This is a genomic window from Paenibacillus sp. JJ-223, from assembly GCF_927798175.1.
Taxonomy (GTDB): Bacteria; Bacillota; Bacilli; order Paenibacillales; family Paenibacillaceae; genus Paenibacillus; species Paenibacillus hubeiensis.
The window spans coordinates 137,469-161,148 of the sequence record NZ_CAKMMP010000004.1 but is presented as its reverse complement, the minus strand read 5'-3'; the positions used below and the strand labels follow the sequence as shown (position 1 = coordinate 161,148).

Below are 23,680 nucleotides of genomic sequence, written 5' to 3'. Positions count from 1 at the left end.
TTTGTCGGCTGTTTCCATAAACGATCCATGTCGAAACGGACGGAGCAAGTCATAAGTGAAGAAAACTGCTCAAGGGCGAATGCCGTTTCCACTTCTCCACAGATACATAGAATACTGTGTGTTCCTTTGGCGATGGATGATGAAAGAATACGGGAGGTGACCATATTGCAGAATCGGAGACGGAAGGTTGGTGCTGTCGTAAAGGCAAGTGCAGGACGAAAAAAGAATCGCCGGAGAAGAGACGTCCGAAAGACGGGGATTTCCAACAAATCCAAACGCCGAAGGTATGTTCTGCCCCGTATAGGTCTGCCTAATGCAGGAAACCCGTTGCTTTCGGTCATTATTCCAGCCATGAATGAGGAGAAAACCGTCCGCAGGGCGGTACGCGAAGCGAAGAGAATCAGCCCGAGCACCGAAGTGATCGTTGTCGTCAACGGTTCTACGGACCGTACGGCGGCATTAGCCGCAGGCGCGGGCGCACGAGTACTTGTCCATGACGATGCCCTCGGCCATGACGGAGGACGGCGCGTAGGCGCAACGGAGGCATGCGGCGATATCCTGCTCTTTACCGATGCGGATATCGTTATTCCCGCCGAACAAATGGCACCTTTCGTGCAAGCGATTGTTGACGGAACGGATGTGGCTCTTAATGACTACACCGGGCCAATAAAGCGCAATCCCGTGCATCCGGTCATAGAGGCTAAGCATGCATTGAACATCATATTGGAAAGACCGGACCTTAAAGGAGCTTCCCTTACTGCCATACCTCACGCGATGAGCCGCAAGGCACTGGAAATCATCGGCGTGGAAGCGCTGGAAACTCCGCCGCTGGCCTTGGCAAAGGCCGTGGATGCGGGACTTCGGGTACGGGCGGTGCATCATGTTCCTGTCGGCAAAATGAACCGGCTGCGCGCCTTGAAGCGATCAGGGCCAGACCCGTTGGAAAAAATCGTGCTGAACGATCATCTGGCCGCGATCCGATGGATTACGGGTCATCGCGGTCCACGAGGAGGATTTCCCGATTTGAACCGTGTCCGCGCTTTGGCAAGATGAGCAGGTCGGAGGTGAAACCATGAAGCAGCAAACGGGGCGACGTAGGCCCGCAATAAATAGAAGAGTGCGTCGGAACCGCAGAATCCATAAAAGGAAACGTCCGGGGATGGCTATCCATCCATACGCAGTAAATTTGGATGTCTTTCGAAGGGCGGGACAACAAGCAGGCCAGGGTGCCCCCGAAGAAAGGGAGGCATTCATCAGGCATGCATTCCAGTCATGGCATGAACACGGCAAGGCGGTCGAGGGAACGTTTCCCACGTACGATAGTGCGATTTTGGCAGGCAAGGCGTTCATGGAAGGATACGCTCATGCCGCCGGCCGCAATCTCGATCTGGTCCCTTTGCTGCTGCGCCGCCCGGCTGCGGCCGTAGTCTGTGCCTGCAATGAAGAGCAGACGCTTCCGCAAGTGCTGAGACAGCTGAAACGTTTGCCTTTGGAGGATATTATCGTTGTGCTGAATGGAACGAAGGATAACAGTTTGGAACGGGTGATTTCCGAGAAAGGCATCACAATTGTGTATGAACCGGAACGGGCCGGACATGACGTGGGCCGGGCATTGGGAGCCAAAATGACGATGGCGGATTCCGTGCTGTTCGTGGATGGGGACATGGTGCTTCCTGCCGAACAGCTTGCACCTTTCCTGTACGAAATCGACCGTGGAAGCGATGTTGCGCTGAACGATATCTCCTCGCTGATTCCTCCTTTTGCAAGGCAGGATGAAGTTAGCCGCATCAAGGCCTACCTCAACCGTACATTGGGAAGGCCGGATCTTGGCTCCAACTCCATGACCGCCGTCCCCCATGCAGTATCCCGCCGCATGATCGATACCGTCAAACCGGAATCGCTCGTTGTGCCGCCCAAAGCGCAAACCCTTGCCATCCATCATGGTCTGGCAATAGCTGCTCCCGCACGGGTTGACGTTATCCGGACCAATCGTTTGCGCAAGTCGAATATCGGCAGCGGCAACGAGGTTGCGAAGCTGATCATCGGCGACCATCTTGAAGCGTTGGCGGTTTGGCTGAAATTGTCGGAAGAAAGCGGGAGGGCTTCGCCGGGCATTTCGCGTATCGAAGTGGCCTACAGGAGGAACGGCAGATGACATTGACCAGTATCATTATTCCTACCTATAACGGCCTGGAGCTGTTGAAGTCTTGCATCGCGGCCATTCGCCGGCATACCGACGACGCCACGCCGTATGAAATTGTCGTGGCGGATAACGGCTCGACTGACGGAACGGCCTCCTTTTGCGCGAGCGAACGGATTCGTTTCGTTCGTTTGCCGGCCAACCGCGGATTTCCGGCAGCTTGCAATGCGGGCATGCGTGCGGCATGCGGAGATGACCTGCTGCTGCTGAACAACGACGTAACCGTAACGCCCCGCTGGCTTCGCAATCTTCATGCTGCCTTGCATAGCGATGCCGGCATCGGTATCGTTGGTCCGATGACCAATTATGCAAGCGGCATTCAGCAGGTCAACGTGGATTTCCGGGATATGGAGCATTTTCAGGAACTGGCCGCCGTGAATAACCAACCCGATCCGGGCAGATGGAGAGAAGTCCAAAGGATCGTGGGATTATGCATGATGTTTCGGCGAGACATGATGGAGAACGTGGGTCTTTTGGATGAAGCGTATTCCCCGGGGCACTACGAAGATGACGATTATTGCTATAGAGCCCGTCTGGCAGGCTACCGGCTGCTCGCGTGCGGCGATGTGCTGGTCCACCATCAGGGCAGCGCAAGTTTCAAGAAAACGGACCGGGATCAGTGGAACCGGTTGATTGAACGGAACAGAAAGCTTTTTATCCATAAGTGGAAAGTGGATCCGCTTGACTATGTTGACCATCAGACGAAGGAGGGATAAGGAATGAAAGGTGTCATTCTTGCAGGCGGAACGGGAACAAGACTATATCCCTTGACTCGCCTGATCAACAAACACCTGCTTCCGGTCGGCAAACATCCGATGATCGCATACGGACTCGACAGACTCCGCCAGGCGGGAATCGAAGATATCATGATCGTGATGGGCACTCATTCTGCGGGTTTGTACACGGAATTTCTGGGAAGCGGCAAAGAGTACGGCGTCAAGCTCACCTATCGCATTCAGGAGAAGGCCGGGGGGATTGCGGAGGCCTTGAACCTGGCCAAAGGTTTCGTCGCACCCGGCGAAAAGTTCGTTGTACTGCTTGGTGATAACCTGTTCAGCGATGACCTCAAGCCTTATGTGGAGCGCTATATGGCACAACCGGCAGGGACAGCACGGGTCCTTTTGAAAGAGGTGGACGATGCCCGGCGTTATGGGGTGCCTGTGTTCGACCCCGCGAACCCGGAGCGGATTGCCCATATCGAAGAGAAACCCAGTCAGCCGAAAACTTCGTATTGTGTCACCGGGATTTATATGTATGATGATCATGTTTTCAATTTCATTGCCGGCATCTCGCCGTCGGCGCGCGGAGAATTGGAAATCACCGACGTGAATAACCATTATGCTGCCGCCGGAAGCTTGGAGTACGATATATTGCAAAATTACTGGACTGATGCAGGCACCTTTGAATCGTTGCAGGAAGCGGCCGTCCGCATGAAAGGACAGCTGCCATAAGTCGATGAGCCACAGTTGCCGCCATGCGGCACCTCGATCAGGTGGATGAACCGCGCTGGAGCCCCAATGCTCCGGCGTTTTGTGCAGTGGCACTTTCTGTGGCCGGCAAGGAGGGAATGGGGTGATAGCAGCGAAATACACCGGAGCAAGCAGGAGAGAGGGCAAGCTTCCCGAAAGGGACCCATCAACGATGGCAAGTCAGGTTCAACGTCCAGAAGTAGAGGCAGCCAAGCTTAAGAATAAAGCAGCCCGCCGAAGAGCGGTGCAAAACCCATTCGTTAAACGCGTGGGACGTCTTGTTGATGCAAACGAAGACGGGCAGCTTAATGTCGGAATGAACCAGGGCAGTGATGAGCAGATCATCGTCAACGAAAGCGACGAACCCATGGATATAAATGGCAGAAGTGGCGAGATAGCGCCTTGCAAGCAGCGAGTGTCCATTTCTGCACGCCGGGGGAGGTATGGTATCGGAAAAGGAAAAATGTCCCGGCACTCCGGCTTTGGGCGCAGGAAGCCAGGCAGCCGGGCAGGCAAAAGGGCGGGCGTAAAGCACAGGCGCGCTAAGCTTAATGCCGGAGCGCGCGCGGGCACTGCCCGCGGCCAGAGCGCGGCGCCCGGCCGCCGCCGGGGCAAGCGGGGCAAGGCTGTGCGCCGCACGCACTCGCCGGCACCGCAGGCAATGCCAGCGGGCGCTGTCGGCGCAGCACCGCCGCAAGCGGGCCAGGTGCGGCCCCGCGCCGCTGCGGGGGGTGAAGGCGCTGCCGGTGCTCGGGGCAGCGCGAAGGGCGTGCCGCCGCAGGCTGCGAAGCGGGCGGCACGGGATAGCAGCTACGCCGTCGGTTTCCGCGACGGCATGTACGCGGGCGGGGAGGCGCTGGTGGAGCAGCGCATTCCGCCCAACCATATTCTGCCGGACGTTGCCGCGGCAGAATTGATCGCGGCGGGGGTCAACCAATATGCCTCCCGCCTTACCCGGTTGGCCGGCCCGCATGAGGTGGCTGCCCACATTTATGCGGCGCTGGACGCCAGGCGCCCGCTGTCGGTCATTCGCCTCGGCGACGGCGAATTGCTTGCGCTGGCAGCGGACACCGTGCTGTCCAGCAAAGAAGTGCAAGAGCTGGCCCCTTTTCTGCCTTATGCGGGAGTGCCGCGCTCCACGCCGGATGTGCGTGCCTCCTTGGCGGAAGCGATTCGCCGAGCCGATTGGGTCGGGGTGCCCATCTCGCGGGCACCTACGTTCCAAGGCCTGCTGTTTCCGGTGCTTCGTCATTTCGCGATCGATTGGTCGAGCCTGAAGTTGACCGACTCCACAATCAATTACAGCCTGCATCATTCCAGGCTGCTGCCGTCCCTTCTGCAGAACCGGCGCGTGCTTGTGATCGGCGATTTGGCATCCGAACTGGGGGCGCTGCTGCAGAGCCACGGGGTGTATGTCGCCGGCATGATCGCACCGGTTGCCGGATATGCCGACATTCCGCGAGTCATGCAGCGAATTCGGAAGCATGATTTCGATCTGGCGCTGGTGGCGGCGGGCATTCCCGCAATCGTACTGTGCCGTCATATTGCGGATGAACTCGGCAAGGTGGCCATCGATTTCGGTCATCTGGCAAACAAGTTGGTTACGGGAGAACTTCAATATTGACGCGCTTCCAGTTTGATTATGTAAAAACATCAGCGCTTTGGAACAAAAAAGGAGGGAGCGGTATGGGCAGACCGGATCATGAGACAAACGGAGGGCAGCTTTATAGGCAAACAGATGAAACGTACGACGGTGAAGATGCTTTCGCCGGGGGTGTTTCCCGCCGGGCCGAATGCCGTGCGAAGGAGCGAGCGCGGATTTTGGGAAAGACGTCAGGCAAGCAGGCCATCCGACTGCGCTCTTCCGGTAAACCCGGAAAACGACGGAACAGGAATCGGGCGTCGGCCCCATCTGTTTTTTTGCATGCGGCAGCCCGCGGCAAGGGAAGCAAATCCAAAGCAAGCCGGAAGGGACAACAGGCTGTCCGAAGGATGAAGATATACAATCAGGGCTACAAAAGAGGGTATGAGGACGGCGTGCGCCAAGGGAAAAATTCGTTCGGCGCCGTGTTTGACGGGGTAAGCATCGTCATCCCGACTTACAATCAGAAGGATTATGTACTGAAATGCGTATCCAGCATTGAAAAGCACACCCCTGCTCCCTACGAAATCATCGTGGTGGACAATGGATCTCAGGACGGCACCGCCAACGCGCTAAGACGGATCGGGGGCATGGTTCGGGTAGCTGCGCTGGATAGCAATCGCGGATTTGCCGGCGGAGTGAACCATGGCCTCATGATGGCCAAAGGACGACATATCGTCGTGCTGAACAACGACACGCTGGTCACGCCGGGTTGGCTGGACAACATGATGGCATGCCTTCAAAGTCAAGCGGACATCGGGGTCGTTGGTCCGGTGACGAATTATATCGGCGGCGAACAGCAGATTGAAGTGCCATATGATGACATATCGGGGATGTGGGCATTTGCCGCAAACTACAACAGGCCTGATGCGTCCAAACACCGCCTGACGGATCGTCTCGTCGGATTTTGCTGGTTGTTTTCAAGGGAATTGTTCGAACGGGTAGGTTATCTGGACGAAGGTTATGCCATAGGCAATTTCGAAGACGACGATTGGATCGTGCGTGCGAAACTTGCGGGATACAAGCTCGCTGTGGCAGGGGATGCCTTTATCCATCATTTCGGGAGCGTCAGCATGAAGGCGGTGGAAGAGCAGCGATTCGCGGCTCTGAACAAGGACAATGAGCAATTTTATGAGCGAAAATGGGGAGACCCCCACGCCTTGATCGCCGAAGTTGCCCGCATGGCAAAGGAGGCTCCTGCTTCGTTCGACGTCGGCGAGCGCTCGGAAGGAAGCGCTGACGGACGCCAGCCTTTCAGGCGCAGCAGCGATTTCTATCCGGAGGGGAGCTTCTTGACGGATGTGAATGGCGACGTATATCACTTGTCTGGAGGTTGTCGGCGTAAATTGCAAATTCCAGTTCCGCGGGGCATCTCTCCCGTTCGGTTGGCAAAGCCCGATCTGCTGGGCATTCCGGTCGGCACCGCCATCGATTCTTCCATGCAGATCGAGGGAAAAGCTTCGGATTCCGGCCAATCATCGGCCCATCTGCTGCAAGGAAGTTCGGCGGAATGGCCGGAAGGCAGCGTTGTTGCGGCCAATGAAGCACCGCAGATATGGTACCAGATTAGCGGCGGAAAGCGGAGAAAATATGCTTCGGCATACGCCGCCGAATGCTGGGGAGTTTACCCTTATGCAGTCATGCGGGTTCCTTACGAAAAGCTGCATGCTCTAGAAGAAGGATGGCCGATCATAGCGCCGCCGAAATTGCTGGGCTGCCAGCTGTAGGAGGGCTTGCATGGAGGTCGGCCGTGGTGCGGAATGAATCGCAGGGAGACCCGCCTTGGGTTTCATTCCGCATTCGCCAATTACATATGCTGCGAGAGATCGAATACATTCTTTCTATGTGCTTATAGGTTTATTCTATTAGCAATTCCATTGACGCTTCCTGGCCCGAGGAGTACATTTAAAGCCATAATTCTTATTTAACAGGTAGGAATTGATGGTCTAAGAATGACAGTTCTTTCGGACCTTTATTATGAAGACAAACAGGAGGTATGTCGATGTCTGCTGCAAGCAAAAAAGTCGTGTTATGGAGCAAAACGGGTTGTCATTTTTGCGGAGAAGTCAAAGCATTCCTGAATGAGCGCAACCAGCCTTTCGAAAACATTGAGGTACAAGGGCATGACGTGTTGAGGGACGTCCTCGAAGCCAAGTACGGCATTCGGCATGTGCCTGTCGTCGAGGTCGGCGTGGACGGAACATTCGAAGCGCTGCTGGAGCCGGACCTGGAAAAGCTGGCAGCCTTGCTGGCACAGCCGGGAGAAACGGCAGCCGTCTGATAGTGGGCCGGAAGCCGTTTGCATAAGCGAAGCCAACGTCTCCCGGTCATTGGCTGCGAGTCTGTCTCCGTTGGAGATGGCCGGGATTCGTTCTTATAGAAAAGTTCTATCGCAGCATGGTTGACCCGTTTCGAGGGCGGTGATAAGATTTGTGGAAATTAAAAACATACCAAACGCATAGGAATAGTTATTATTTGGTGTTAAGGTCAATATCTTATCGCTGTCGTTCCGTTTCATCAGCTTGCTGCCCAAGGTTGGTTCGTTTCATCGTTGATTTCGAAGTTTTTGACTTCAGTTCAATCCCATTCGAGGAAGGCGGAATGCATATGACAACGCAACGAAAATTAAAGCTGGGTGCCATCGTCCATGGCGTGGGAGGCAGCATGACAACCTGGAGGCATCCGGAGGTTTTACCGGACGCCAGCGTTAATTTCGAATTTTACAAACGCCAGACGTTGAAAGCCGAGGAGGGCAAGTTCGACCTCGTGTTTATTGCGGACGGACTCTACATTACCGAGAAATCGATTCCTCACTTTTTGAACCGCTTCGAGCCAATCACCATCCTTTCCGCTCTGGCTGCCGTAACGTCGCGCATCGGATTGGTCGGCACGCTGTCGACTTCCTACAGCGAACCGTTCACCGTGGCAAGGCAATTCGCGTCGCTGGACAAAATCAGCAACGGACGCGCGGGCTGGAACGTCGTGACTTCCCCTCTGGAAGGTTCGGCCAAAAATTTCAGCAAAAAGGATCATCCGTCTCATCCGGAGCGTTACCGGATCGCCAGCGAATATTTGCAGGTCACAAAGGGGCTATGGGATTCGTGGGAAGACGACGCCTTTGTCAGAGACAAGGAGAGCGGAGTGTTCTTCGATCCTTCCAAACTGCACACCCTGAATCATGAAGGGGAGTTTTTCTCCGTTCAAGGACCGCTCAACATCGATCGCTCGAAACAGGGGCAGCCGGTCATCTTCCAAGCAGGATCGTCGGACGACGGTAAAACGCTGGCTGCCAAAGAAGCCGATGCAGTCTTTACAGGGCATGACAAACTGGAGGATGCGCAGGCTTTCTACAAAGACGTCAAAGAGCGTGCCGTGGCCTACGGCCGTTCCGCGGACGATATCGTCATCATGCCGGGCATCAATCCGATCATCGGACGCACGGAAGAAGAGGCTGAGCGGAAATACAACGAGATTGCGGGTCTGGTGACGATCGAGAAAGCGTTGGATTACCTTGGCCGGTTTTTCGAACATCACGATTTCACCCAATATCCGCTGGATGAGCCGTTCCCCGAGTTGAACGGCATCGGCAGCAACAGCTTCCGCAGCACCACGGACAAAATCAAGAAGGATGCGAAAGAGCAAGGGTTGACCTTGCGCGAGGTTGCTCTTCGAGCTGCAACACCGCGAAGCAAGTTCCTGGGTACGCCCGAGCAGGTCGCGGATCAAATCCAGGCGTGGTTCGAAGCAGAAGGCGCCGACGGCTTCATCATTCATTCCGAGCTTCCGAGCGGGCTGAGCGATTTCGTCGAATTGGTCGTGCCGATTCTGCAGGAGCGCGGCATCTATCGAACCGATTACGAGCATGATACGCTGCGCGGCAATCTTGGATTGAAGATTCCCGTTAACCGATACACGGCTGCCCGTCAAGAAGTTGGTATCTGACAAGGTATCGAAACTTCCTAGGGCTGCGCATGTTGCAATCTAAAACCAAGTTAACTCATAGGAAATGTATATTTAAACATTGATGACTGCTGTATACACAGAGGGGGAAGCGATATGATCAGGTCCATTTCGTGGTTTAAATATGTGGCGCTTGCGTCGGCCTTAATGCTGGTATTGTCCGGTTGCGGTGCAGGCCATCAGGCGAGCAGCCCGGCTCAGGCGTCGGGCGGGGAACAAGCGAAGGCAGAAGGCGGCAATTTGACCTATGCCCTCGCCACTTCTCCCGATACGCTTGATCCTCATCGCAGCGGCCTGGCCGTGGCCGTGCGGGCCATCCGAACCTTGTACGACAATTTGGTCGTGCAGCTGCCGGACGGTTCCATCAAGCCGTGGCTGGCCAAGGAGTGGACGGTGTCGGACGACGGCAAAAGTTATACGTTCAAGCTGCGTGAGGACGTGAAGTTCCATGACGGCACACCGTTCAACGCCGAAGCGGTCAAATACAACCTGGACCGGGTCATCGATCCGGCGACCAAAGCCGCCAACGCCCTTGCCCTGATCAGACCCTACAGCTCCTCCGAGGTCATTGATGAGTACACGATCAAGGTTAACCTGTCCCAACCATCTGAAGCATTCCTCGGTAACCTGAGTCAGGCACTGCTCGGCATCGTGTCCCCTACGGCGGCGAAAAAGTATGGCGATCAGCTGGGCAAAAATCCGGTAGGTACCGGGCCGTATACCTTTGTCAGCTGGTCCGAAAATGCCGACATCGTCGTTGCCAAAAACAAGGACTATCATTGGGCACCGGAGACGGTCGACAATGACGGTGCGCCTCATTTGGATCAGATTACGTTCAAAATCGTTCCCGAAGAAGCCACGCGGATCGGAAGCGTGCAGAGCGGCCAGGTGCTTGCGGCCGAGACGGTTCCTCCGCAAAACGTCGCTGCGCTCCAAAGCGATCCGAACCAGCAATTGCTGCAAGCCAACACGGTAGGGCTGCCGTATACGCTCTTTTTCAACGAACGCAGGGCACCGTGGAATGACGCAAAGCTCCGTCAGGCCGTGCAAGCCGCAGTGGACGTGGATGCCATCGTTAAAACGTTGTATCTGGGCACTTACGACAGAGCATGGTCCGCCTTGTCCCCGGGCATCCTCGGCTACGACAGCTCGCTGGAAGGCAGCATCAAGCCGGATATTGCCAAAGCCAACCAATTGCTGGATGAGCAAGGATGGACTAAGGGAGCGGACGGAATCCGGGAGAAGGACGGCAAACGGCTGACCTTGCGGTACGTAGACGGTTCGCCTAACCGGGAGAAGCGCAACGATATCGCGGCGATGATTCAGCAGCAGTTGAAACAAGTGGGGATCGAGGTGCAGGTGGAGATTACGAAGGACGTTGCCACGGTCATTTACCAGAATTGGGACTATGATTTGTACGGGAACAGCCAGGTTAATTCCGATCCCCATGCGCTGTATGCCTTTTACCACACGCCTGCCGAAGGCGAACGCCCAACGTTGTCGGGCCTGTCGGACCCGGAGATCGACAAGCTTCTTGAGCAGGGTGCGGTAGAGAGCGATAAGGAGAAACGGGTGGAAATCTACAAACAAATTCAGCAGTATTTGATTGATCAGGCTGTGATTCTGCCCATTTACGTGTTTCCTTACACGGTGGCGGCATCGAAAACCGTGCAGGACATCAAATTCGATTCGCTCGGTTATCCGCTGTTCAATGATGCGCGGATCCAGCAGTGACGCCGCTTGATGCATTTTGACGATGCATGAATTTACATTCAGGAAGGAGATGTCCCGGCATGGCACAAACGATACTGACCCGGATCGCGACCTCATTGTTCGTCATTTTTGGAGCTTCGGTGCTGGTGTACTGCATCATGTACCTTCTGCCGGGGGATCCGGTCCTGCTCATGCTGGACCCTTCCTCGGCCACGCCGGAAATGATCGCAAACCTGCGGGCACAGCTTGGGCTGGATCAGCCTTTCTATATCCAGTTTGCCAACTATTTCGGCGATATGCTGCGCGGCGATTTCGGCAAGTCCATGCTGAATTCCGACCCGGTGCTGCCGAAAATACTGGAGCATTTCCCGGCTACGCTTGCCTTGACGGCGCTCAGCGCCATTATCGCAATCGTCGTTGGCATTACGCTCGGCGTACTGTCCGCCATTCATCGCAATGGCGTCATTGACATTGTCGCCAGACTGGTCGGGTTGTTCGGCATCTCGATGCCGACGTTTTGGACCGGAATCTTGTTGATCCTGTTATTTTCGGTACAGTTGGGCTGGTTCCCGGCCATGGGGTCGGAGGGCTTCAGTTCCCTGGTGCTTCCGGCGGCAACCCTTGGGCTGGTAGGTGCAGGATTTATCGTGCGCATGGTGCGCAACAGTATGCTGGAAGTGATCAACGAACCGTTTGTCGTTGCGCTGCGAGCCAAAGGGCTGACGCAGCGAACGATCATGTACGGGCATGCTTTACGCAATGCGCTGATCCCCGCCGTCACCGTCATCGGCATGATGATTGCCGACTTGCTGGCAGGAACCGTGGTGGTAGAAACGGTGTTCTCCAGACAAGGCATCGGGCGAATCATCGCGGATGCGCTGATGGCCAAGGATTTGCCTGTCGTGCAGGGCGTCGTCTTTTTTACGGCCATCATTTACGTGGTCCTGAATTTGCTGGTCGACATCTCCTACGCGTACATCGATCCAAGGATCAGGCGTGCGGTGAAGGCATGACGATGGCAGATATGCGGAATATCGAAGGGCATTTGCACGAAGCAGGGGGGAGAAGCAGATGAGCATGAAGCCGCTGGCTCAGGAAAAGAAAGCATGGAACCGAACCACTGGGCGCATTCGTTGGCGGGGCGGCATTCGCAAACGCATCAAAGCATCGTTTGCGATATCGCGGTGGTTTTATTATTCCGCACTGGTCGTGGTTGCTTTTATCGTGGCCTGTGCCATCGTGCCGGGATGGATCGCTCCTTATTCTCCGACGGAAATGATGACGGACGCGATTTTGCAGGCTCCTTCAGCAGCGCACTGGTTCGGCACCGATTATTTCGGACGCGACATTTTTAGCGTCGTTGTGCATGGCAGCCGGGATTCCCTGCTCATCGGTCTCGTCTCCGTTCTGGTGGGGGGACTGGTGGGGAGCGCGCTTGGCATCATTTCGGGGTACGCGGGCGGAATGGTGGATACCGTCATTATGCGTTCCGTCGATATTCTGATGGCCGTTCCCGGGATTCTGCTGGCACTGTCTGTTGCGGCGGCGCTTGGCCCCGGACTGATGAACATCGCGCTCGCCGTGGCCGTCGCAGCCATTCCGGGATATGCGCGCGTGCTTCGTGGGCAGGTCATGTCGGTAAAGGGGCTGCCGTTCATTACGGCTACCCGTTCCTTGGGCGGTTCGAACGCGCGTATTTTTTGGAGGCATGTCCTGCCGCATTCGTTGTCTCCGCTGCTCGTTATGGCTACGCTTGGCGTAGGTACCTCCATCCTGACGGGATCGGGGCTCAGCTTTCTCGGGCTCGGCGTGCTCAAGGAAGTTCCGGATTGGGGCATGCTGCTCTCACAGGGCAGGGGCTACCTGACCGTGGCATGGTGGATTTGCACATTCCCGGGACTCGTCATTACGCTGTTTGTGCTCGCGGTCAATCTGATCGGCGACGTGCTGCGCGACCGATTGGACCCGCAAACCAAAGGAACGGCTTAACACATACCAAGATCGCTTGAGGAGGGATTGTTAATGTCAAACGTCGTAATTATCGCGGGATCGCCATCCAAGCGTTCCCGCCTGACAGGACTGATCGATTACAGTGCAGGGAAATTGGGCGAAGCAGGCCTTACAGTGAATATTATCCATGTCGCTGATCTGCCGGCCGAGGATGTGGTTCAGGCCAAGTTCGACAGTCCTGCCATTCAGGACGCGCTTGCGCTTGTGCAGGCAGCGGATGCGGTGATTGTGTCCACCCCGGTATACAAAGCTGCCTATTCCGGCGTACTGAAGTTGTTTCTGGATCTGGTCCCGCAGGAGGGATTGAAAGGAAAGCTTGCGCTTCCGCTCGTCATCGGCGGTTCCATTGCGCATTTGCTGGCGATCGATTACGCGTTGAAACCTGTGTTAGCCGCCCTCGGCGGAAGACATATCCTTGGCGGCGTATATGCCGTGGATCAGGGCATTGAACGTCTGGAAGACGGGACCTATGCCCTCTCGGCGGAGATCGCCGCACGTTTGGATCGCGCTTTGGAAGAATTGGTATTGACATTAAGCAGGGAGAGCATTACGATTTCCTAAAACCAAGTAAATTAATGGGTTAAATCAATATTGACGTTATCGTCAATGGATAAGGATACGGAGGCGCTTATGAACATTGAGAACATTGAAGCATTTGTATATATCAATCATTACGGAAGCTTCAATAAAGCTGCCGAAGTGCTTTTTTTGTCCCAGCCTTCCGTAACGGCACGCATTCAGTCGCTGGAACGCGAGCTCGGCTGCAAGCTGTTCGACCGGCTTGGCAAACAGATCGTGCTCACGGAGGAAGGCAGGAAATTCCTGCCGTACGCCCAGCAGGTGCTGCAGGTGATCCAGAAGGGAAAACAGAAGCTGCAGCAGCGGCGCACGACGCCGAATGCGCTGCGACTCGGCAGTACCATCTCGGTGTCCACCTATGTCCTCCCCGATTTCCTGCCGAAGGTCAGGGAAGCCTATCCGGATGTAACGGTCAAATTGACGACGGCGACGACGGACCAACTGGTTGCCAAGCTGTTGAACCAGGAAATTGATCTGGCGTTTGTGCGCAAGGTTATGCATCCAGCCATTCGCACGGTCGCTTTTTACGAAGATCCCATTCAACTTTACGTGTACAAAGGACATCCGTTCATTGAAAAAGGACACGTCAGCATGGAAGCGCTGCGGGATGAGCTGCTTGTGTTCTTCGAATGTGGATCGCTCGACTGGCTGCGGATTCACCGGGCATTCGACTCGCTGGAGCAACCGCCGGATATCGCCTACCATGTGGATCAGTCGGAAACCGCGAAGAAGCTTGTGCTTCAGAAGGCGGGCATCGCTTTTTTGCCCGGATTGACGGTGCAGAAGGAAGTTGGCGAACAGGAATTGTTTCCGATCCAGGTGCATGAAGTCGCGGGCGTGTCGTTACAGATCAGCGTCGTGACATTGAAAGAACAACATTCGCCGTTTGCGGAGCCTTTCGGGGAGCTGTTGCGGAAGTTATAGATGAGGCAAGGCAGGTTGGCATGCGAAGGAGGAAAAAGGATGAGTATTCGTATTGGTATTTTGGATCAGACCCCGATCTATGAAGGAGAAACGCCGGTACAGGCTTTCCGGCATACGATCGAGCTTGCCAAGGCGGCGGAGCGGCTTGGATTCCATCGGTTGTGGGTATCGGAACATCACGATTCGGAGCATGTCGCCGGCTCGTCGCCCGAGGTATTGATTTCGCACCTGCTTGCCCATACGGAGCGGATTCGTTTGGGTTCCGGCGGAGTGATGCTGCAGCATTACAGCCCGTATAAGGTGGCCGAGAACTTCAACGTGCTTGCCGCCCTTGGTCAGGGACGGGTGGATCTGGGCATCGGTCGCGCGCCGGGAGGTTTGCCGCGCTCCACCCAAGCCCTGCAGGAGGGAGTGAGCGATGCGGCTCCACTAAAAGAAAAGATACTGCAAGTCAAGCGGTATATTCACAATGAACCGCTTGCGGACGAGACGCATCCTCTGGCAGGCTTGCGTGCCGCACCGGTCGTCGATGCGCCTGCCGAGCTCTACGTGCTTGGAGCCAGCGTGGATAGCGCGGCGATGGCCGCCGAGTTAGGATTGCCTTATGTATTTTCTCTGTTCATTAACGGCAACACGGAGGTGGCGCAGGAGGCCTTCCGCGTGTATCGCGAACAATTCGACCGTTCCGGCGGTTCCGAGCCTTACGTGGCATTGGCAGCGGCGCTCATCGTGGCGGAGACGGAGGAAGAGGCCAAGGAACTGACCAGCGAGCACAAACTCGTTAAAATTCACCTGGAAGGCGGCAAAACGCTGACGGTCGGTTCGATTGAACAAGCGGAACAGTTTGGCGAGCAATCGAATGAAAAATACCGGATCGAGGTGCTTGAACCAAGCACGATCAAGGGCAACAAGGAGAGCGTAGGCCGGGTTGTGGCCAAGCTGCAGCGGGATTTTGCCTTTGATGAACTGATCGTAACAACGGCAACCCGCGATTTCGGCAAAAGACTGCGTTCCTTCGAGCTGCTGCGCGAGGCGTTGGTAGAGCAAGGGCTGGATGCATTTGAGGCAGAGCATGAAGCTATCCAGACCGTTGTCGGCTAACCTCTGTTGTGCCAAAATTAAATTACCGCGAATCGGATCACGACCAGAGAAGTTGCAGCTTTGATGGCGAAATGACGTGTTCCATAACGATCTGATGGATCAGAAATTGAACCAAGGGGGCCATTTCATGAAAAGCGAATTGGAGCAGCGAGAGGCGCAGGATTCGCAGGATGCGCCTAAAGAACCAAAATCCTTATCGGATATGGCGGATCGCGGCCAGGATCTTTCCTTCGCGGAACGATTGACGGCTATCCGTCGTCATTTGCATCGTCATCCGGAATTGTCGGGCGAGGAATGGGAAACGACGGAATCCATCCGGGGCTGGCTGGAGGAACAAGGTATTCGCATTGCCGAGGAATACTCGCTTCGCACCGGACTGGTTGCCGAAATCGGGGAAGGCGAAGGTCCGGTTGTTGCGTTAAGGGCCGACATTGATGCACTGCCGATCCAGGAAGAAACGAAACTGGAGTATGCGTCACAGGTGTCCGGAAAGATGCATGCCTGCGGACATGACGCTCATACGGCCATACTGATCGGCGCTGCCGAATTGTTAAAGCAACGCGAATCGCGGCTGCCGGGCAGGGTTCGCCTTCTGTTCCAGCCTTCGGAAGAAAAAGCGACGGGGGCCAAACAAGTGGTTCAAACCGGTGCGCTGCAGGATGTTCAAGCCATCTTCGGTCTGCATAACAAACCTGACTTGCAGGTAGGCAGCGTTGGCATCCGCGAAGGTGCACTCATGGCCGCCGCGGACGGCTTTGTCGTTAAGGTGCAGGGCAAAGGAAGCCACGCGGCCGTACCTGAGGCAGGCATTGATCCGATCGTGGTGGCATCCCATATCGTCACGGCCTTGCAGTCCATCGTGAGCCGAAATGTCGGAGCGCAGGAAAGCGCCGTGATCAGCGTGACCAAAATCCATAGCGGCACGGCCTGGAACGTCATTCCGGAGGAAGCGGTGCTCGACGGCACGGTTCGTACGTTTGAAGAGAAGGTGCGGGCACGCATCAGGGAGCGCTTCAACCAGGTGGTGGCTGGCGTAGCCGCGGCATACGGCACCACCGCCACGGTCCGCTGGATTCAGGGACCTCCTGCCGTGGTCAATGACCCTTCGCTTGCAGCCTTGGCGGAACAGACCGCCGCAGCTGTAGGATTGAATGGCGTCAGGCCGCTGCCGTCACCGGCAGGCGAGGATTTTTCTTTTTATCAAAGGGAGGTTCCGGGCCTGTTTCTTTTCTTAGGTACTTCCGGGTCGCACGAATGGCATCATCCTGCTTTTGATTTGGATGAACGGGCGCTGCCGCTGGGGGCTGAACTGCTTGCATCTCTCGCGGAGAACGCACTGAGACAAGCACGGAAAGAACACTTCGGAAATGAAATATAAATGAAGCAAGGGCTGGCACATTGGTGTCAGTCTTTTTTTGTGTGTACAACATAGATTGAATTACATATAATGATAGAAAATATGACAGGGAAATAAAGGGATTCTCCGATAGTGTGAAAATTACTGTCTTAATAGCTTTGATTGCGGTTTTAAGAGAAGCAGAAGGAAGGATTGACCATTCATTGAAAAACAAAAAGCGAGTGTTGTGTAAAAAATGGTTGTTATTGACGCTAACGGTGCTTGCCTCGGCAATGATATTGTCTTCATGCGGCGCAAAGGCAGGTGGCGGGTCTGGTGAAGGAACCTCCGCGGGCTCAGCATCCCAAAGTGAATCTGCGGTTAAAAAGATGACGTTGTTGTTCCATTTCAAGAGCAGTATGCTTGACCCTTCCAATGACCTTGTGGCGGTACGGGCAGGAATTACGGAAACCCTTGTCAGGTTAGACGAGAATCTGGCCGTACAGCCTTGGCTTGCCACCCGTTGGGAAGCACAGGGAGATGATACATGGATCTTTGAGATCAGGAATGGCGTGACTTTCCAAGATGGTGCTCCGCTTGATGCGGCGGCGGTCCAAGCTTCGCTGGAGCGTGCTGTTAGCGTGAATGGGGCATTGAAAAATGCACTCGATATCAAAAGCATGCAGGCTCAAGGGCAGCAGTTGACCATTGTGACCAACAAACCGAATCCTGCCCTCGTATCGGAGCTGATCAACCCTTATGCTTCGATCATTAACGTTGAAGCGGAAAAAGCAATGGGTACGAAAAATTTCAATCTGGCGCCCGTGGGTACGGGCCCCTTTAAGGTAACGAGCTTTTCGCCAGGTATCCAAATTCAATTGGAATGTTATGACGGGTATTGGGATGGCGCTTCCCCGCTGCAGCAGGTCGATTTCAAATTCAACGAGGATGGTAACGTGCGATCATTGGCGCTGCAATCGGGCGAGGTCGACATTGCCACGCAGTTGCCTGCTGAATCCGTGGAACCGATCGAGCAGTCTTCCGATTTGCATGTGGAATCACTTCCGGGATTGCGCGTGCACTTCCTGTTGTTTAACCCGGCGGGGGAGGCAACGAAGGAATTGAAAGTAAGACAGGCTCTGAATTTGCTGCTGGATCGCCAAAGCATTGCGAATGACGTCATGTTGGGGTATGCCGCTCCAGCCAACGGTCCGTTTAATGCGAGCCTTCCGTTCGGCAGCACAGATCCCGTTCAACCGGAAAACGTCGAGCAGGCCAAAGCGCTGTTGCAGGAGGCCGGTTATGTGCTCGAGAACGGGAAAATGGTGAAAGACGGACAACCGTTGACGCTGGAATTGTTGACGTACAAGGCACGTCCGGAGCTGCCGCTTATTGCCCAGGTGTTTCAATCTGAAGCGCTGAAAGCCGGTGTAACGATCAACATCCGAACGGTGGAAAATGTAGACACGGCCATCCGTGACAATAACAACTGGGATATCGTGACGTACAGCAATCTGTCCGCGCCTCGCGGCGATGGTGGATATTTCCTTAATTCGGCATTGATGCCCGGCGGGGCACTGAACGCAGCCGATATCGAGATCGATGAGCTGTCGGGCGTGGTTAACACGTTGAATGCAGCAAGCGATATGGACGAACGAATCCGTCTGACGCAGGAAGCGGTGGAAATTTCCAAGCAGTACATGCCGCATGCTTATATCGTCTATCCGAATATCATCGTGGGTATGAGCGACCGTGTCACAGGCTGGAAACCGGGCGCCGAGGACTACTACTTTATGACGAATAAGATGGACGTGAACTGACGTGTTGAAATGGATAGGGCGACGGCTGACTCAACTGGTCATCGTGTTGTTTGTTTTATCGATTGTCGTTTTTGTGCTGATGAAGCTTGCTCCCGGCGATCCGGTGATGAGTTTGCTGCGAGCGGATGAAATGCAGGCAACCCGGGCACAGGCAGAGGCGCTGCGCGAGGAGCTTGGTTTCAACCGGCCTTTGGCCGTTCAATACTGGAGCTGGATGACGAATGTGATGACGCTTGACTTCGGCGATTCGCTGTTGAAGAACAAACCGGTCCTTGACGAATTGCTGGATCGTTTGCCAGCCACGTTACAGCTTGCGATGGGCGGCATAACCGTGATGGTGCTGATTTCCGTCCCGCTGGGTTTGCTGGCTGCGCGTTTTCCGGGAAGATTGCCTGATCATTTTGGCAAAATGTTTGCTTTGCTGGGGGCATCCATGCCGACGTTCTGGATCGGTCTGATTCTGATCTACCTGTTTTCAACCAAAATGCACTGGCTGCCCACGATGGGCAAGGGCGAATTTAAACATCTGGTGCTGCCATCCATTACGCTTGGTTTCGGTCTGGCGGCGGTCCACACACAGCTGCTCAAAACCGGCATGCTTGAAAGCTTGTCCACGGAATACGTCCGTTCTGCAAGGGCGCGAGGCATCGGCGAATTCAAAATCGTCCTGCAATATGCGCTGCGTGCGGCGTGTATCCCGGTGCTGACGGTGTTTGGAATGACCTTTGGCAGTTTGATTGCCGGCTCGGTCGTTGTTGAAACGCTGTTCTCCTGGCCCGGATTGGGCAGCATGGCGGTGGAGGCTATTTTCCAGCGGGATTATCCGCTCATACAGGGATATCTCATGATGACAGGTGCGTTTACCATTTTGGTGAATCTGCTCGTAGACCTGCTCTATGGCTGGATCGACCCGAGAATTCGTTTGCGCAAAGGGGGAGTCTCCTCGTGAGAATGGCTACAGCTCGTGGGAAGAGCTCTCTGAGTTCTGGCAAATCTCCTTCTTTCAAAAGGCTGCTGCGCAGACCAGGCATCGTGGCTGGTTCGTCCATACTTGTGTTGATGATATTGCTGATTGTGTTCGGACCGTTGTTTGTTCGGAATGACCCCGATCTGGTCAATATGGCGATCAGACTGCAGGGGCCCAGCCTGGCATATCCCTTCGGTACGGATCAGCTGGGCAGATGCTTGTTCTCCCGTTTAGTAGAGGGTGCGGGTTCGACTCTTGGCATTTCGTCGATGGTCATCGTTATGGTCATGTTGATCGGCATTCCGCTGGGTTTGCTTTCGGGATACATTGGCGGCAAGGTGGATACGTTCCTTATGCGCATTGTGGATGGGCTTAGCGTGCTGCCTGATTTTCTGTTGGTCATTGCCATCTCCGGCTTTTTGGGGCCAAGCATGGAAAACATGGTGGTGTCCATCGTATTGATCAACTGGCTTGGATATGCGCGCATTGTACGTGGGATCGTGCTGTCCGAGCGGGAAAAAGACTACATTACGGCGGCTGAGGTCGCCGGTGGAAACACATGGACCGTCCTGTGGCGACACTTATTGCCCGCAGTTCTCCCTCCGGTGCTCGTCTATGCCGCACTCGATATCGGCAAAACGATTTTGGTCATCTCGTCCCTGTCCTATCTTGGACTGGGGGCACAGCCGCCCTCCCCTGAATGGGGAGCGATGCTGAACGATGGCCGGCCGTTTTTCCAAACCCAACCGGAACTTATGATTTATCCCGGAGTGGCCATTATGCTGGTGGTCATTGCTTTTAATTTGATCGGGGAAGGTCTGAGAGATGGGTTGGACGTTCGTGGCAAACAAGGATGACTTTGATCATGAATTGGTTAAGTTGAGGTGATACTCATGAATTCAGGCACGGTGCCCATTTTAAGCGTACGGAATCTATCCGTTCGTTCGGCTGACGGGGGGCGGATGATCCTGAAGGACGTTTCTTTTGACATTCGTTCCGGAGAAATATTGGCGCTGGTTGGCGAGAGCGGAAGCGGAAAGAGCATGACGGCCAATGCCATTATTGGTCTGATGCCGCCGGGAATAAAGGTCGTTCAGGGACAACTGATTTTCCAGGGGCAGGACCTGTTGCAGCAGCATGCCAAACAGCGCAGGAAACTGGCGGGCCGATCCATCGGTTACGTATTCCAGGATTATCGGGGCAGCTTCGCTCCGTTCAGAACGATCGGAAGCCAGCTGATGGATGCGATTCGCGCTCACCGAGCATACACGCGTAAAGCATGCAAAAAAATGGTGCTGGAGCATCTGGACAAGGTAGGTTTGCCGGCAGAACGAATCTTTTCCAGTTATTCCTTTCAGCTGAGTGGGGGGCAATTGCAGCGTGCAGCGCTTTCGGCGGTGTTGATGCTGGAGCCGGAGCTGCTGATCGCGGATGAACCAACGACGGCATTGGATGTCATTAGCGGAGAGAACGTGCTTGATCTGATGCAGGACATTCAAGGGCAGACAGGATGCGCCATTTTGCTCATTTCCCATGATCTGCAGATGGTCCTTAAACGTGCCAACCATGTTACCGTAATGAAGGAGGGGCAGATCGTTGAACAGAACACGGCATCGGATATTCGCATGAAAGCGAAGCATCCATATACGCTGAAACTGTTGGACAGCTGCCCAAAAATGCCGGTAAAGGATGATGTGGAGGATGATAAGTCCACTGGTGATGCTGAGGACCAAGAGCGTGGAGATACTGTAGAACGTTCGGATCGGGAGTTGGTGAAGCATGGTTAGCTCTGTCCGTTTAGGTGAACGCTTAGCGGTTCAGGATTTTTCGCGGCCTGTACTGGCCGAGCTTCGGGGCGTGTGCAAAAGCTACCGCCATGCCGGACACTTGGTGACAGCACTGCAGGATGTTTCTTTGCAGATTAGGCAGGGCGAGTGTTTGGGGATTGTCGGCGAGAGCGGCAGCGGCAAAAGCACGATTGGGCGCATCCTGCTCTGTCTGGAATGTCCGGATGAAGGCGAGGTTGTCTTTGGTGGCACATCTTTGGCTGGTTTGAAAGGAAAAGCGCTTCGTCAAATGCGGAAAAATATGCAAGTCGTGTTTCAAGATCCGTCATCGTCGTTAAGCCCGCGGCTTCCCGTATGGCGTTCGGTCATGGAGCCGCTGGACAACTTTCCGGAGATCGTTCCACCGTTTTTGAGCGAAGCTCGGGGTTCACGCCGGGCATGTGCCGGGCAACTGTTCGATATGGTCGGGCTTTCCCCGGAGTATCTGGACCGTTACCCGCATGAACTGAGCGGCGGACAGAAGCAGCGGGTGGCGATTGCGCGCGGCATTGCGCTGAATCCCCGACTGCTGATTTGCGATGAACCGACGTCCAGCTTGGACGTGACGGTGCAGGCCGAAATTTTGCGTATGCTGAAGGGGCTCGGCCGGGAACTGGGCATCAGTTGCCTGTTTATATCGCATGACATTGCTTCGTTAGCCTCTATTAGCCATCGCATCTTGGTGATGAAGAAAGGGCGACGTGTTGACCTGTTTGAAACTGAACGGATTTATGATGCAGAACGCCATGATTATACCCGCCTACTTGTTTCCAAAGTCAAATGATTGTATCGTTGGGTGAAGCCGGGGATGAGAAGCTCTCGGTTTCATCAAGATGGAGTCGGGATTTGAAAGAGAGAAAGTAGGGCGCACTGTTGAATAGAGCTGCACAGCAATCTGAAAAACTGAATCCGGGTTCCTTATCGTTTATCCGGTTTTATATATTGGCTTTTTTGTTTTTTGCCGCCAATTCGGCATTGACGATCATTCTTCCGCTCCGCAGCGAAGCGGCTGGCTTGAGCCAGTCCGAAATCGGTCTGATGATGGGCGCGTACATGTTCACTTGCATGCTGCTGCGTCCTTTCGCAGCCCAGCTTCTTGGACGCTGCGGGCCGCTTCGCGTCATGAAGGGGCTGCTTGTTTTGCATGCAGCGACGCTGCTGCTGTTCATGGTGGGCGGCGTGGAGAGTTACCTGTGGCTGCGGGCGTTGCAGGGCGTGGCTACGGCCTTTTTTTCGATGACGATGCAGGCGGGGATCGTGGAGAGGCTGGAGGACAAGGATCGGGCGCAAGGATTGTCAATGTACACATTGTTTACGATGGTTCCTTCGCTGGTCATTCCCGTGCTGGCGATCCAAATCTGGGAACAGGCAAGCGGCTTCTGGTTTGTGCTGATGCTTGCTGCTCTGGCCGGATTACCGCTATTGTTCGGATTTCGTCTGGATTTGCCGGAGAGCACGGTGCAAAACAAATCGTATACGCTAACGGATATGTTCCGTTCCCTTGGCGGCGTTTGGAAGAGCACTCCTTTGCTGGTGAGCACGGTGGTCATGCTGTTTGCTTCGTGCGTGTTCGGCGCGACTGCGACCTTTTTGCCTTTGTACATGGTAGCGAACGGTGGGGCTAGTGCAGGGTTGTTCTTGACCCTCCAGGGACTGGTGGTGATTGTCTGCCGCTTCGTGCTGCGTAAAAAGATCCCTTCGGACGGCAGTTGGAATACGTGGCTGATGGCCGGATTGTTGCTGTCTGCCGCGCTGGGCACCCAGCTGCTATCGATGATGGAAATGATCGGCCCGTTGGTTTATTTGTCTGCGGTGTTCAGCGGGTTTGCGGTAGCATTGCTTTATCCAACGTTGACGACGTTTCTATCATTTGTGCTTCCGGCAGAATCAAGATACGTGCTTATGGGCATTTTCATGTCCTCGTACGACCTTGGTTTCTCATTAGGCGGGCTTGTTATGGGAGTGATTGTGCAGGCTGCGTCATATTCCGCGATGTTTATGATTTGTACGTTGCTGTCGGTGTTGGCAGTGATTCCGGTTGTCGTTTGCAGGAAGCGGATGGAGGCGGCGAAAGCGTCGTTTTAATGGGTTGAGTCATTGATATGGGACGATTTAGATGAAATATTTTCCTGT

At 54.8% G+C, this 23,680-nt stretch carries 21 protein-coding genes; all 21 read left to right on the top strand.

The window, feature by feature from the left end:
- Positions 1–165: 165 nt before the first annotated feature.
- The 21 genes from L6H98_RS09290 to L6H98_RS09190 all read left to right on the top strand — a co-directional run bounded on the left by L6H98_RS09290 (position 166) and on the right by L6H98_RS09190 (position 23,632).
- Positions 166–1,053: a glycosyltransferase gene (locus tag L6H98_RS09290; protein WP_236414571.1), complete on the top strand. Its 888-nt coding sequence runs from the start codon at positions 166–168 to the stop codon at positions 1,051–1,053.
- A 106-nt stretch (positions 1,054–1,159) separates the two neighbouring features.
- The gene (locus L6H98_RS09285) at positions 1,160–2,155 is read left to right on the top strand and encodes a glycosyltransferase (RefSeq protein WP_236414569.1); all 996 of its coding nucleotides are present in this window, start codon (positions 1,160–1,162) and stop codon (positions 2,153–2,155) included.
- Positions 2,152–2,916, top strand: a complete 765-nt coding sequence (locus L6H98_RS09280; protein WP_236414567.1) for a glycosyltransferase family 2 protein — start codon at positions 2,152–2,154, stop codon at positions 2,914–2,916. Before L6H98_RS09285 ends, L6H98_RS09280 begins: the two co-directional genes overlap by 4 nt.
- A gap of 3 nt (positions 2,917–2,919) precedes the next feature.
- The gene (locus L6H98_RS09275; RefSeq protein WP_236414565.1) at positions 2,920–3,651 is read left to right on the top strand and encodes a sugar phosphate nucleotidyltransferase; all 732 of its coding nucleotides are present in this window, start codon (positions 2,920–2,922) and stop codon (positions 3,649–3,651) included.
- Positions 3,652–3,772: 121 nt separating this feature from the next.
- The gene (locus L6H98_RS09270; protein WP_236414563.1) at positions 3,773–5,293 is read left to right on the top strand and encodes a GT-D fold domain-containing glycosyltransferase; all 1,521 of its coding nucleotides are present in this window, start codon (positions 3,773–3,775) and stop codon (positions 5,291–5,293) included.
- Positions 5,294–5,355: 62 nt separating this feature from the next.
- The gene (locus L6H98_RS09265; RefSeq protein WP_236414562.1) at positions 5,356–7,038 is read left to right on the top strand and encodes a glycosyltransferase family 2 protein; all 1,683 of its coding nucleotides are present in this window, start codon (positions 5,356–5,358) and stop codon (positions 7,036–7,038) included.
- Between the two features lie 275 nt (positions 7,039–7,313).
- Positions 7,314–7,592, top strand: a complete 279-nt coding sequence (locus L6H98_RS09260; protein WP_236414561.1) for a glutaredoxin family protein — start codon at positions 7,314–7,316, stop codon at positions 7,590–7,592.
- Positions 7,593–7,918: 326 nt separating this feature from the next.
- On the top strand, positions 7,919–9,253 hold the full coding sequence (locus L6H98_RS09255; protein WP_236414560.1) for an LLM class flavin-dependent oxidoreductase: 1,335 nt from the start codon (positions 7,919–7,921) through the stop codon (positions 9,251–9,253).
- Between the two features lie 114 nt (positions 9,254–9,367).
- Positions 9,368–11,005: an ABC transporter substrate-binding protein gene (locus L6H98_RS09250; RefSeq protein ID WP_236414558.1), complete on the top strand. Its 1,638-nt coding sequence runs from the start codon at positions 9,368–9,370 to the stop codon at positions 11,003–11,005.
- 59 nt (positions 11,006–11,064) lie between these two features.
- The gene (locus L6H98_RS09245; RefSeq protein ID WP_236414556.1) at positions 11,065–11,997 is read left to right on the top strand and encodes an ABC transporter permease; all 933 of its coding nucleotides are present in this window, start codon (positions 11,065–11,067) and stop codon (positions 11,995–11,997) included.
- Positions 11,998–12,055: 58 nt separating this feature from the next.
- A complete protein-coding gene (locus L6H98_RS09240; protein ID WP_236414554.1) occupies positions 12,056–12,973 on the top strand; it encodes an ABC transporter permease in 918 nt (305 codons plus the stop codon).
- A 33-nt stretch (positions 12,974–13,006) separates the two neighbouring features.
- A complete protein-coding gene (gene ssuE / locus L6H98_RS09235; protein ID WP_236414552.1) occupies positions 13,007–13,555 on the top strand; it encodes an NADPH-dependent FMN reductase in 549 nt (182 codons plus the stop codon).
- A 69-nt stretch (positions 13,556–13,624) separates the two neighbouring features.
- Positions 13,625–14,497, top strand: a complete 873-nt coding sequence (locus tag L6H98_RS09230; RefSeq protein ID WP_236414550.1) for a LysR family transcriptional regulator — start codon at positions 13,625–13,627, stop codon at positions 14,495–14,497.
- A gap of 39 nt (positions 14,498–14,536) precedes the next feature.
- Positions 14,537–15,598, top strand: coding sequence for an LLM class flavin-dependent oxidoreductase (locus L6H98_RS09225; protein WP_236414549.1), 1,062 nt, complete (start codon positions 14,537–14,539; stop codon positions 15,596–15,598).
- 202 nt (positions 15,599–15,800) lie between these two features.
- Complete coding sequence (locus L6H98_RS09220) at positions 15,801–16,976, top strand: amidohydrolase (protein WP_236414856.1); 1,176 nt, start codon at positions 15,801–15,803, stop codon at positions 16,974–16,976.
- A gap of 182 nt (positions 16,977–17,158) precedes the next feature.
- Positions 17,159–18,754, top strand: a complete 1,596-nt coding sequence (gene nikA, locus L6H98_RS09215) for a nickel ABC transporter substrate-binding protein (RefSeq protein WP_236414547.1) — start codon at positions 17,159–17,161, stop codon at positions 18,752–18,754.
- Position 18,755: 1 nt separating this feature from the next.
- Positions 18,756–19,703: a nickel ABC transporter permease gene (nikB, locus tag L6H98_RS09210; protein WP_236414545.1), complete on the top strand. Its 948-nt coding sequence runs from the start codon at positions 18,756–18,758 to the stop codon at positions 19,701–19,703.
- 2 nt (positions 19,704–19,705) lie between these two features.
- Entirely contained in the window at positions 19,706–20,578 is an 873-nt protein-coding gene (gene nikC / locus L6H98_RS09205; protein ID WP_236414855.1) for a nickel transporter permease, read from the top strand.
- Between the two features lie 36 nt (positions 20,579–20,614).
- Positions 20,615–21,508: an ABC transporter ATP-binding protein gene (locus L6H98_RS09200; protein WP_236414543.1), complete on the top strand. Its 894-nt coding sequence runs from the start codon at positions 20,615–20,617 to the stop codon at positions 21,506–21,508.
- Positions 21,501–22,331, top strand: a complete 831-nt coding sequence (locus L6H98_RS09195) for a dipeptide/oligopeptide/nickel ABC transporter ATP-binding protein (RefSeq protein ID WP_236414541.1) — start codon at positions 21,501–21,503, stop codon at positions 22,329–22,331. Before L6H98_RS09200 ends, L6H98_RS09195 begins: the two co-directional genes overlap by 8 nt.
- Positions 22,332–22,420: 89 nt before the next feature.
- The gene (locus tag L6H98_RS09190; RefSeq protein ID WP_236414540.1) at positions 22,421–23,632 is read left to right on the top strand and encodes an MFS transporter; all 1,212 of its coding nucleotides are present in this window, start codon (positions 22,421–22,423) and stop codon (positions 23,630–23,632) included.
- Positions 23,633–23,680: the final 48 nt, after the last annotated feature.